General features: G+C 33.5%; 13 protein-coding genes. All 13 read right to left on the reverse strand.

Features of this window, described 5'->3' with window-relative positions; all coding sequences use genetic code 11:
• Positions 1–34: 34 nt before the first annotated feature.
• From QME45_10235 to QME45_10295, 13 genes are read right to left on the reverse strand one after another with little or no spacing between them, the layout of a single operon-like run.
• On the reverse strand, positions 35–514 hold the full coding sequence (locus tag QME45_10235; GenBank protein ID MDI6619033.1) for a polysaccharide pyruvyl transferase family protein: 480 nt from the start codon (positions 512–514) through the stop codon (positions 35–37).
• A complete protein-coding gene (locus QME45_10240) occupies positions 511–1,446 on the reverse strand; it encodes a glycosyltransferase family 2 protein (GenBank protein MDI6619034.1) in 936 nt (311 codons plus the stop codon). Before QME45_10240 ends, QME45_10235 begins: the two co-directional genes overlap by 4 nt.
• A 10-nt stretch (positions 1,447–1,456) precedes the next feature.
• The gene (locus QME45_10245) at positions 1,457–2,590 is read right to left on the reverse strand and encodes a glycosyltransferase family 1 protein (GenBank protein ID MDI6619035.1); all 1,134 of its coding nucleotides are present in this window, start codon (positions 2,588–2,590) and stop codon (positions 1,457–1,459) included.
• 17 nt (positions 2,591–2,607) lie between these two features.
• Positions 2,608–4,017 carry a hypothetical protein gene (locus QME45_10250; protein MDI6619036.1) on the reverse strand — a complete coding sequence of 470 codons (1,410 nt, stop codon included), beginning with the start codon at positions 4,015–4,017 and terminating at the stop codon, positions 2,608–2,610.
• Between the two features lie 20 nt (positions 4,018–4,037).
• Positions 4,038–5,147, reverse strand: a complete 1,110-nt coding sequence (locus tag QME45_10255) for a glycosyltransferase family 1 protein (GenBank protein MDI6619037.1) — start codon at positions 5,145–5,147, stop codon at positions 4,038–4,040.
• A 1-nt stretch (position 5,148) separates the two neighbouring features.
• Positions 5,149–6,093 carry a GDP-mannose 4,6-dehydratase gene (locus QME45_10260; GenBank protein ID MDI6619038.1) on the reverse strand — a complete coding sequence of 315 codons (945 nt, stop codon included), beginning with the start codon at positions 6,091–6,093 and terminating at the stop codon, positions 5,149–5,151.
• 14 nt (positions 6,094–6,107) lie between these two features.
• Positions 6,108–7,163, reverse strand: coding sequence for a GDP-mannose 4,6-dehydratase (gene gmd / locus QME45_10265; GenBank protein ID MDI6619039.1), 1,056 nt, complete (start codon positions 7,161–7,163; stop codon positions 6,108–6,110).
• 18 nt (positions 7,164–7,181) lie between these two features.
• On the reverse strand, positions 7,182–8,294 hold the full coding sequence (locus QME45_10270; GenBank protein ID MDI6619040.1) for a glycosyltransferase family 4 protein: 1,113 nt from the start codon (positions 8,292–8,294) through the stop codon (positions 7,182–7,184).
• A gap of 42 nt (positions 8,295–8,336) precedes the next feature.
• Positions 8,337–8,882: a dTDP-4-dehydrorhamnose 3,5-epimerase gene (rfbC, locus tag QME45_10275; GenBank protein ID MDI6619041.1), complete on the reverse strand. Its 546-nt coding sequence runs from the start codon at positions 8,880–8,882 to the stop codon at positions 8,337–8,339.
• A gap of 9 nt (positions 8,883–8,891) precedes the next feature.
• Positions 8,892–9,947: a dTDP-glucose 4,6-dehydratase gene (gene rfbB / locus QME45_10280; GenBank protein ID MDI6619042.1), complete on the reverse strand. Its 1,056-nt coding sequence runs from the start codon at positions 9,945–9,947 to the stop codon at positions 8,892–8,894.
• Entirely contained in the window at positions 9,944–10,837 is an 894-nt protein-coding gene (gene rfbD / locus QME45_10285) for a dTDP-4-dehydrorhamnose reductase (GenBank protein MDI6619043.1), read from the reverse strand. Before rfbD ends, rfbB begins: the two co-directional genes overlap by 4 nt.
• On the reverse strand, positions 10,834–11,631 hold the full coding sequence (locus tag QME45_10290; GenBank protein MDI6619044.1) for a sugar phosphate nucleotidyltransferase: 798 nt from the start codon (positions 11,629–11,631) through the stop codon (positions 10,834–10,836). Before QME45_10290 ends, rfbD begins: the two co-directional genes overlap by 4 nt.
• A gap of 15 nt (positions 11,632–11,646) precedes the next feature.
• Positions 11,647–12,708: a mannose-1-phosphate guanylyltransferase gene (locus QME45_10295; GenBank protein MDI6619045.1), complete on the reverse strand. Its 1,062-nt coding sequence runs from the start codon at positions 12,706–12,708 to the stop codon at positions 11,647–11,649.
• Between the last annotated feature and the right edge of the window lie 14 nt (positions 12,709–12,722).

Consider the following 12,722-nt stretch of genomic DNA (forward strand, 5'->3'; position numbering starts at 1 on the left):
ATATTGGTATAATATTCCTTTTACCAGTAATTTGTCAGGTAGCACAATAGATTAATTTAACAAATTTATTATTATATGGTCCCATAGTCTGGGGTAATAAAATTAACTTTTTGCCAAGTTTAATAGTGCCTAACTTTAAGAAAGAATGTAAAAAAAATCTTTTATATCCATATATGTCACTAAAGCTATCCCCTTCGCTTATATCCAAAACTATATCCGCATTTTCTAAAAGTTTATATACATCTCTGTTTAAAAAACAAGTATCAATAGAAAATTTTGTTTTTATGTAAAAACTTAATCCACCTTTTAGGTTACTGGGAATTTCATTGACCTTTAGAATTTTATTATGATAATCTATTACATTTTCTATTTTCCGTTTTACTGTATATGAAATAATGGTTATACTACAATCTTCATTTGCGTCTATTAAAGCATTTATAGTACCCCTTGTAAGAGCATTAACTCCTCTGTTTCCTGAGTTAAGGGAAGCTCCCATTAATATAATCTGTTTCACTTCTCGTTTCTCCTTTTAATCATATTCCTCTTTATATAATCTCGTCCAAGTTTTTTACCTGATAGTAATGCTTTAAACTTGTCTTTGTTATTTCTCAGGATATATGGTAAGCACTTTTTAATATCAGAAAGATTTAAACAAATAATTGAAATACAATAACTCATTTTAGAAACTTTATATTTATATTTATGCATAAATATTAGCTTATTCCTCGTATTCCACTTTATAACAAATGGTGAATCCTCTCCCCCACTTGATAAGCCTACTTTATGATAAATAAATGACTTAGGGTTATATATTAATTTATATCCTGCATCTGCTGCCCGAATGCATAAATCAACATCTTCATAATACATAAAATAATTTTCATCTATCAATCCTATCTTATTAAAAACTTCTGCCTTAATAAGCATACAACATCCTGAGATAAAATCCATTTCTTTCTCATGATTGAATATTTCTTTATCCCTTTCCTTATTTCCATAATGGTCTACTCTGAACTTTAACCAGTTAATCCTACCCCCGGCAAACCATAACAAGTCCTTACTTTCATAATATAATATCTTATTCCCTACAATACCTGCATCTGGATATTTATTAAATGACTCCACCATATAATAGAGGAACATCTCGTCAACTACAGTATCATTATTTAAAAGCAAAATATAATCAGCATTGTGCTCTAAAGCATACTTTATACCCAAATTATTAGCTCCAGCAAAGCCTAAATTTTTAGATGTTGAAAACAATTTTATATCCGGATAATTTGCTTTTATTTCGTCTACAGAACCATTGCCAGAGCAATTATCAATTACAATTATTTCAAAATTATTATACCTTATTTTTTTCAAGCTCCTGATACACTCTATCGTATCATTGTACTTCTTATAATTGACTAATATTATAAATACCTTAGCGGTTGTTGCTGACATTTTTGCTCTCCTATGACTGTTTATACAGTCCATTTAAACAATCAAATATTTTTAAATATTCCATAGCTGCATTTTCCCAGTTAAAATCCTTTCCCCTATTAGAACAATATGACCTAAGTCTGTCATATTCTTGTGGATTATTGCATAGATGAAGTATCTTCGCAGCCAATTCATCAGCATCATTTGTATCAAATTTCAGCTCATCCATATCAACCAATTCATTTAGCGATGAAGATCTTGAAATCAATGTAACTGCATTTGCCTTCATAGCTTCAATTACCGGAAGCCCAAATCCCTCATAAAGGGATGGAAAAACAAATACAAAGCAATTCTTCATCAGAATATACTTTTCTTCATTTGTAACATAGTTTAAATAAATTATATCACTACTATATATATGATTTTTCATCGCTTGCATTATATTATCTGATTTCCAGCCTACTTTGCCACATAAAACCAGTTTTAAATCTTTACTCTTTCTTATATTTTCATATGCTTTTAATAATAATTGAACATTCTTTCTTGGCTCTATCGTACCTATAAATAATATATATTTTGCTGGAATTATATTTAAATGGTTTTCAAAAAACTCATTCTCCTTATTCTCGCTCACGCTACTTATGTTACTTCCCAAATAAATCACTTTGACTTTGTTCAAATCAATAACGCTTCCAAAATATTTTTTTATCCCGGATCTAGTGGAGAGTGAAACAGAAGCAATAATATCAGCACGCCTAACTGAAAAGGGAATAAACAATTTATTTATCAATTTATTATAAAAAGACATTGTCTCCGGCATTTCATAACAAACCAAATCATGGATAGTCAACAACTTCGGAATTTTCTTTAGGCCGAATGGCAATACATGTTGAGTCCCCCAAAATATATCTACATGATACTTTTGTACTAATTTAGACATATCCAGCATATACCATAGCGTCTTTTTTATAATCTTGTGCTTATTATCAACTATCAAATACACATTATTAAATTCTTTTTTGTCAAAAACAATTTTTCTATCAGAAAATAAATAATAATTATTAAAGTTATCTATTTTAAGCAAATTAATTAATAGGTCATTGAGATAATAACCAATACCAGTCTTATATTCAATTAAAGAACGTGCATCAATGCCAATATTCATATTCCCTCCAAGTATTTTTAATTTTTTATATCATTCAAAGAGATTGCCATTCCTATCACAATCCAGAAATAATAATAAAATATATCTGGAATAGCTACAGCAAATGAAAATAAACCCATTATTATGGATATCCCAATACTTAAACTAATAACAGACAGACTGTTATCTTTTATATTAATTGTTTTTAAAATAGACTTCAAAGAGTAAAATACAACTGCCACAAATGATAAAGCACCTAATATACCAGTATTAGCCAGGAGAGTAGATATTAAATCAAAACTCCTTATTCTACCCCAACCAACTCCAATAATTGGGCTGTGGAAAAACACCTCAATTGCATTAACAAATCCTTTTCTCCTATCAATCCCCGATTTTGTATTCAATTTGTTTATACTTACAAATTTTAGAGTGCCAATAATATGAATCAGTTTTATATTGAGCATATGAGTAGCTAAAACTATTATAAAAGATACGATTAATATTATTGAAATAATCAATATAATAATATTTACAAATCCTCTATTTGATTTTTTATTTAAATTCATTTGTTTGTTAAAATTAAAATATATGTTTAATATTAATATTAAAAGCAGTATTAATATTAATCCTATATAAGAAGTTGTACTCGTTGTTAAAAAAGTGACCATCAATGTAAATATTAGCAATATCGTTAAATAAGTCTTTTTAAATATGTCTAAATCATAAATCCAAAATATAAGTACGAATGGGATCATCATTAAAAGGAAAAATGAGTAAGTTGATGGTTCAGTAGCAACTGAATTAACCCGATGTATATTATAAATTATTTGATACCATAGCTGTGCATACCCTTTATTATTATTGAATATATAATATGGATAGGGAATTCTAAAATAGAAACTAATGAATTGAAATATTCCCCATATTGCAGTAAAAAGTAGACTATACATAAAAGTTTTTATGGTACTATACAATCTTTCTTTATTATTTATAAAAACTACTGATAAATCAGTGAATAGCAATATAAGTGTCAGGTAAAAGAATTGGGTTACGCTTCCCTTACTAACATACAATTTTAAGGACATATTGCCTGCAAAGTTGATTACTTTATTTTTAAATATAATTGGTGTTAAAAAGCTTATTAAGGAGGCCAGCCAAAATAATAAGGTTAAATTAATAAATTTCCTTTTATTATTACTTAGTTGATGTTTATAAAACTGTTTTATGTTTTTCAATTTGCATGTGTTGCGTATTATTACAGACAGAACCCATAATACTGCAAAATAGTAAACAGGTTGTAGCCCTGTTATAATCTTCGAAACAGATAGCAAAGCTGAAGCCGTGAATGGTGCAAAAAAAACTGTCAGATAAAAAAGCATATCAGGTTTTAAAAATAGCAGTACAATTCCTAATGGAATTAGAAAATATCCTAAAACATATATTTCCAATTATATCTCACCTCATTAATTCAGCCTTTCAAATTTGTATAAACTCTTATAGTATCTTCGGCACATTTCTCCCACGAAAACATCTTAACACTTTCATAACCTTTTTTTATTAGAGCACATCTTATATTTCTATTTTTAATCAATTTTAAAATATTAGTTGATAAATCCTCTTTTGAATAAGGATCAGTTAAAAGTGCCGCGTCACCCACAACTTCTGGAATTGAAGCAGCATTAGAAACAATACAAGGTATCCCATATGACATTGCTTCAAGAGGAGGCAAACCAAAGCCTTCATAAAATGAAGGATAAACAAATAAACTTGCATTTTTATATAGATATTTTAATTCATCATCATTTATCTGTCCCGTAAAGATTATCCTATCATTTAAATCTAAATCATCAACCAATTTAAAAACATCTTCATAAAGCCAGCCTTTTTTCCCTGCAATAATCAAATCATATGGTACTTTATCCTTTATCAGATTAAAAGCTTTTATCAGCCCATCAATATTCTTTCTTGGTGAAATTGTACTTACAGTTAATAGATATTTTCTATTTACAATATTTTTAATGTAATCACTTATTATTTCATAATTAATATTTTCTTTAGAAAAATCATTAAAACCATTATAAATACGAACAGATTTATGGGTATATTTAGGAAAATACTTGCCAAACTCTTTTTTTGTGAATTCTGTTATACAAATTATCTTTCGAGCTTTCCTTACGGAAACCTTGGTAACATATTTTTTCCAAAGCCTAGTCTTTAAGGTAAAATCATTTGGCCTGGCTAAGAATGCCATGTCATGTAATGTTAGTACAATTTTATTTTTTGCAAACAAAGGAGCCATGGAATCAGGATAATGAATTATTGCATTTCTATCAATTTTATATATTTTCCGCGGCAGCACAAATTGCTCATAATAATTTCTATCCTTGCTGTTTTTTATACCATGTACAATATATAAATCTTCTGCTTTTGCAAATTTAAATAATTCTTTGTCTTCTTCTCTTATGACAATTTTAAAATCTATTTTGTTTAGTTTATATATTGTCTTAGATAATTCATAGCTGTATCTACCAATACCGCCACTCAATGATGTTTGAAGCGCATTAAAATAAACAGTCATGCTATACATTTCTCCAGTATTCTATAATTTCTTTTAAGCTTTCATCAATGCTAAATTCGGGTTTCCAACCGCATAAGTTAAATAGCTTATCATAATTACACTGCGCAGGTTTACTTTCTACGGGCCTTATTTTTTGCTGGTCAACCTGTATTTGTATATCTTTATTTGAAAAAGACAGCAGCCTTTTTAAGATATCCTCCAAACTATAAAGTCTGCCGCTGCCTACATTATAAACTTCACCCGGAACGCCTTTTTCTATCAATAGCAAGTATGCTTTTATAACATCCCTTACATCTGCAAATTCTCTTTTAATATTAATATTTCCAACACTTATTACCGGTTCCCTTATACCCTTTTCAATTTCCGATATTTGTTTTGCCCAGTCGGCAATAACAAAGTTAGGCTCCTGCATTGGACCTATGTGGCTGAATGAACGGGTCATGACAATATTCATACCATACGCTTTAACATAAAGCTGGCATACCTTCTCCTGACACATTTTTGAAATAGCATATGGATTTTCCGGTTCCACAGGGTCATCTTCAGCCACCGGATTATTTTTTACACTGCCATATTCATCAGACGTACCTATAACCAAGACTCTGCATTTATTGTTTACATTTTTTATGGCATCTAAGAGGTTAATAGTTCCATTGACATTTATATTAAATGTTAATTGTGGGGCTTTCCATGAAAGTCCAGCAGAACTCTGTGCCGCAAGATGGAAAACATAATCTGGAACTATCGATTCAACTATATCATAAACCCTACTACTATCAGTTATATCCATAGGCATGAGGTTTATATCATATGAATCCATCTTGAAGTTGTCTATTCCAAAATAAGTACCATATAATTTAGCTTCATTACTTTTATAATGAGAAGATAAAGCCTTAACGATATTTTTCCCAACGAAACCATTAACACCAGTTATTAAAATATTCATAACAAACCCTCTAACTATAATGAAGCTGCTGCTTCTTTTAAATAATTATTCTGGTCGATTTCTCTTCTTATATTTTTTAAATCCGACTCAGTCATTCTCTCAACTAATTCCTCAAATCCAATCTTTCTTTCCCAACCAAGTTTCTTTTTTGCTTTTTCCGGATTCCCAAGTAAAAGCTGAACTTCGGCAGGCCTATAAAACTTTGGGTTGACTTTTATTACTGTCTTGCCTGTTTTTTTATCAATTCCTCTTTCATCAAGTCCGGTTCCATCCCATTCGATATTAATCCCACTATATTTAAAGGCTAATTCCACAAACTCCCTTACCTTATGAGTTTCTCCACTTGCAACTACATAGTCGTCTGGAGTATCCTGCTGAAGCATAAGCCACATAGCCCTTACATAATCCTTAGAATGTCCCCAATCACGTTTTGAATCCAGATTGCCAAGCTCTACATATTCCTGTAGTCCATATTTTATTCTCGCAACTGCATCAGTTATTTTTCTCGTCACAAATTCTTTTCCCCTACGTTCTGACTCATGGTTAAACAATATTCCGCAGCTTGTAAATAGCTTATAACTTTCCCTGTAGTTTTTAGTAATCCAGTGTGCATAAAGTTTTGCTACCGCATATGGACTTCTTGGATAGAAAGGAGTTTTTTCAGACTGAGGGGTCTCTACTACTTTTCCAAACATTTCACTTGTAGACGCTTGATAAAATTTTGTATCTGGTTTTACATTCTTGATCGCTTCCAGTATATTCAAGACTCCGGTTGCATCAATTTCTGCTGTTGTTAATGGCTGTTCCCAAGAAGTGGCTACAAAAGATTGAGCTGCCAAATTATATACTTCATCAGGCTGTGATATTTTTATCGCATTCATCAGTGAAACAATATCTGTCATATCTCCATAAATAAATTCAATAGCTCTTTTAAGATGTTCAACATTTCCATAATTTAAAGTGCTCTTCCTTCTAACAAGTCCATAAACTTTATAACCCTTTTCAAGAAGCAACTCCGCCAGATAAGAACCATCCTGTCCTGTAATTCCAGTTATTAATGCATGCTTCATTTTTACTTCCTCCATTTTCTATAGTATTTTCCACTTTTTTTGTGTTTTGAAATCTTTATAGCATTCATCTATATAATCTTTTATTTTACTTTTGAAAATTTCTTCGTCAAAAGCTTCAGCATGTTTTCTGATCAAATCTTTTTCAAAACTACTCTCCAAAAAAATTTCCACAGCAGCTTTTAATGATTCAACTGTCTGCTCACGGAAGAATACCCCTGTTTCTCCTTCTATTACAGTCTCAAGCGCTCCTCCTTTACCATAAGCGATAACAGGTCTGCCGCTGGCTTGAGCTTCAAGAGGTGTAATTCCGAAGTCCTCTTCTCCTGGGAATATAAAAGCTCTGCATCTTGAATAGTATTTTTTTATAATATCATCTGGCTTCCTTCCCAAAAACTTTATATTATCATTTGCCATGTATTCCAATTTCTTTCTTTCTGAACCTTCTCCTATAATAACAAGAGGAAGTTTCATCTCATTAAATGCCTGAACAGCTAAATCAATTCTTTTATAAGGAACCAGCCTTGAGACAACTAAGAAATAATCCTCATCAATATTATCTAAAGTGAATAGATTACATCTCACAGGTGGATGTATTACCACGCTTTCCCTTCTATAATGTTTCCATATCCTTTTTGCAACATTTTCTGAATTTGCAATAAAATAATCAACTCTATAAGATGAAACATTGTCCCAAATACGCATGTAATTCATAAAATATTTAAGGAAGATTTTCTTTAATCCACTAACATTTTGTGCATATTGATAATAAAATTCCCATGCATATCTCATTGGTGTATTACAATAACAAACATGCATCGTTTCAGGTTTAGTTATTACACCCTTTGCACATGAAGTACTACTGCTAAGAATTACATCATACTTATTTAAGTCAAAGCTTTCAAATGCCATAGGCATAAGTGGAAAATATTTTTGGTGGTTTTCCCTAGCGCCCTTTCTATCCTGTAAAAACGAAGTTTTAACATTGATATTTTTCAATGTATCATCAAGCTTATCGGGATTATAAATTGATGTATATATTGGAGCACTCGGATAAATCTCTTTAAAATTAATGATTATCCGTTCAGCCCCCCCCATATCTGTCAGCCAGTCATGTACAATTGCAATTTTCATCTAATTACCTCACATACTTTATATATTTAAAAAGTTATTTATCTAAATTTCTTGTAATCCACCTGAAATAGTATCTTTCTCCGACAAAATTACATTGTCAATATTTTCAAGCGGCCACTTTATCCCTATATCAGGATCATTCCATATGATTCCGCCTTCATCTTCGGGATGGTAAAAATCCGTGCATTTATATACGAACTCTGCTTCATCCGAAAGGACTAAAAAGCCATGAGCGAACCCTTCGGATATATAAAATTGTTTCTTATTTTCAGCGGATAATATTACTCCCTGCCATTTGCCAAATGTTCTTGAACCCTTTCTTATATCGACTGCCACATCAAATACTTCACCTGATATCACCCTTACAAGTTTCCCTTGAGGATGCTGTTTTTGAAAGTGAAGGCCCCGGAGCACTCCTTTTCTTGATTTTGACTGGTTGTCCTGTACAAATATCATACCAAGGCCTGCCTCTTTGAATTCGTTATAATTATATGTTTCCATAAAATAGCCCCTGCTGTCTCCAAAAACCCTAGGCTGTATTACATAAAGTCCATCTATATCAAGTTTCATAAACTCAAACTTTCCCATTGTATCTCCCTATCTTTCTTCATACATTTTTTTATAATAATTCTGGTATTCTCCTGATGTAACGTTTTTCATCCAATCCATATTATCTATGTACCATCTTATTGTTTTCGCTATCCCGTCTTCAAAAGCGGTTTCAGGATACCAGCCGATCTCATTTTTTATCTTTGTCGGGTCGATCCCATATCTTCTGTCGTGGCCCTTTCTGTCCTTTACATGCTTTATAAGCCCCTCATCGACTGTACTATCTACATTTTTGTTTATATATCCTATAATTGTTTTTACAATATGCATGTTGGTCCTCTCATTGTGGCCACCTATATTGTAAATTTCACCTGTTTTACCGCTTCTTAAGACCATATCTATCGCTTTGCAGTGGTCTTCAACGTACAGCCAGTCCCTTATGTTCATGCCATCGCCATATACCGGCAGAGCTTTTTTAATCAGGCAATTATTTATCATAAGGGGTATAAGCTTTTCAGGAAATTGGTATGGCCCATAATTATTTGAGCACCTCGTTATGTTAACAGGCATTTTATATGTATCGTAATATGCCTTTACCATCAAATCGGCCCCGGCTTTGCTAGACGAGTATGGGCTGTGGGAATCAAGTGGGGTAGTCTCAGTAAAATAACCCATCTTTCCAAGGCTTCCATATACTTCGTCCGTAGATACCTGAAGGTATCTCTTCCCTTCTTTAAAACCATTTTCTGTTTCCCAATTTTTCTTTGCAATATTTAAAAGGTTAACCGTTCCCAGTATATTTGTTTTTGCAAATATTTCAGGTACCTTTATACTTCTGTCCACATGGGACTCGGCGGCAAAATTAACCACATAATCTATTTCATCTTCTGCAAATATTTTTTCGACAGCCTGCTTATCGCATATATCGGCCTGTACAAATTTGTAGTATGGATTATCCTCTATATCCTTTAAGTTCTCAAGATTCCCGGCATATGTCAGTTTGTCCAAATTTACTATTTTTATACTCTTATGCTTTTTAAACATATAGTGTATGAAATTTGAGCCTATAAATCCGGCTCCTCCGGTTACCAGATACGTTTTCATCTCTTGCCTCCATCCATGCATTTGCATATGTATTCCCTTAAAGCATCTTCCCATTGTCTCATTTGGTCGCCGACAGTAAGCCTAAGCATCATATTATCAAGCACCGAATAAGTGGGCCTTTTTGCGGCTCTTTGGAGTTTATCCGATTTAATCGGGCTTACAGTGCACGGTATATTTGCATATTCAACGATCTTTTTGGCAAAATCATACCATGTGCATTCCCCGTTTCCGGTGCAATGGTATATGCCGTATTCATCTGTCAGGGCTATTTTCAATATATGATGGGACAGATCCTCCGCATTTGTGGGACAACCCCTCTGGTCGTCCACAACGTCAAGATGCCCTTTTTCATTTGCAGCCTTAATTATGGTTTTTACAAAGTTTCTCCCGTTATAGCCATAAAGCCATGCAGTCCTGACTATAAAGTATCTGCTGCAAAATTCCTTTACATATTCTTCGCCTAAAAGCTTTGTCTTCCCATATACGGATACGGGATTGGGCACATCAAATTCTCTGTAAGGCTTATCTCCATTTCCGTCAAAAACATAATCCGTCGAGATGTGAATCAGTTTTGCACCTGTATTCTGGGCTGCTATTGCCATGTTTCTTGCGCCTATCGCATTGGCTTTGAATGCTTCATCTTCTTTTGACTCGCAAAGATCGACATTCGTAAATGCAGCCGAATTGATTATTATATCGGCTTTATAATCTTCCATAAACTTTATTACTTTATCTATATCGGTAATATCCAAATCATCTATATCTATGCCTTTTATTTCAGAATCCTTATATGATGCGCTTATAGGGCCTATTTCGGATTTGCCGCCTTTTATGATATTTATTATCTGGCTTCCAAGCTGGCCTTTCGCTCCGGTAACTAATATTTTCAATGTATTCTCCCCTTTATGCTCTTTTGAGCGTAAGTTCCTTTTAAATCGTCATTTTTATAGTCTTTTGAAAGTATATAGTCAAGGTTTAAGTCTCTTGCAAGCTCGTTTGCCTTTGCAAGGGATGAAAATGTTCCGGCATCGGTCCACCAGTTTTTAAGTATGTCATAGGTCAGCGATTTATCCTTTATGTACCAGTTGTTGACATCGGTTATTTCAAGTTCCCCTCTTCCTGAAGGCTTGAGAGTTTTTATTACGTCGAATACTCTGCTGTCGTACATGTATATGCCCGTAACGCAATAATTGCTTTTGGGCCTCTCAGGCTTTTCTTCGATGCTTATTATCCTGTCCCCTTCAATCTCTGCAACACCGTATCTTTCAGGATCAGGGACTTTTTGTATGAGTATCTTTGCGCCCTTTTCCTGCTTTTCAAATTTCGATACAAAGGGGCAAATATCATCATAGAATATATTATCTCCCAGTATTACCACGCATCTGTCGCCGTCTACAAATCTTTCGCACAGGCCAAGGGCCTGAGCTATTCCACCTGGTTGGTCCTGTATTCTATATGTAAATTGGACTCCGTAATCATAACCGCTTCCCAAAAGGTTGACAACGGCTCCCATGTGCTCTTTACCCGTTATTACCATGATCTCATCTATATTTGCACATTTTAATTTGCATATCACATGGTCTATCATGGGATACTTTCCAACTGGTAAAAGATGTTTGTTCGTAACTTTCGTAAGCGGGAAAAGCCTTGAGCCTGTCCCTCCTGCCAGTATTATGCCTTTCATATAAGCCTCCGAATATTATAAATATAAATCCATGCTGTTTTCTTTCATTTCATTAATAAGTTTCTTTATATCCTGTGCCCTGTCTTTTCTGCAAATCAGGATAGCATCCTTTGTATCTATTACAATCAGATCCTCGATGCCTACGGTTGCTATCAACTTTTTGTCGGCTTTTACGATGCATTTTTTTGTATCAATTCCAAACACATTTCCCTCTATGATATTTCCCTCTTCATCCTGAGGATTTAATCTTTCAAGGGATGTCCAGCTTCCTACATCATCCCATCCAAAATCACATGGAAGGACAAATATATTGTCGGCTTTTTCCATTATACCGTAATCGATAGATATATTCTCGAGCTTCATATATTCTTCTTTTATGACCCTGTTTCGATTTTTTCGTCCAATGGATTTCTCTATATTTATCACGCTGTCATAAAGCCCTGGCATATATTTTTTAAAACTTTTCATTATGGAATCGGCCTTCCATACGAACATGCCGCTGTTCCATAAATAATTGCCTGCATCCATATATTTAGCGGCAGTATCCGCATCCGGCTTTTCAACAAACTTTTCCGCCCTGCAAAATAAATCCTTATTTATCGGACCGCATTTTATATATCCATACCCTGTTTCAGGATAATTCGGTTTAATGCCGAGCGCTATGAGGATGTTCCCCGATTTTGCCTTTCTAAACGCCATATCTATAATATTAATAAACCTTTTTTCTTCCTTTACTAAATGATCGGATGGGAGTACCGCCATGACTGCATCGCTGTCCTTGTGCCTTATAAAAGCACAGGCAAGGGCTATGCATGCTGCGGTATTTCTCGCCGCCGGCTCTATTATTATATTTTCCTGTTTAAGCTTTGGCAACTGCTCCTTGACCAGGTCTTTATAGATCGAATTGGTGACTATATATATGTTTTCAGCAGGAATAAGCCTGTTTATCCTTCTTACTGTCGATTGTATCATTGTCTGATTTCCAACAAGTTTTAAGAATTGCTTTGGACAGCTAACCGTGCTCTCCGGCCAGAATCTCTCTCCTCTTCCGCCCGCCATGATAACTGCATGATACATATTGTTAACACTTC

Source organism: Clostridiales bacterium, from assembly GCA_030016385.1.
Taxonomy (GTDB): Bacteria; Bacillota; Clostridia; order Clostridiales; family Oxobacteraceae; genus JASEJN01.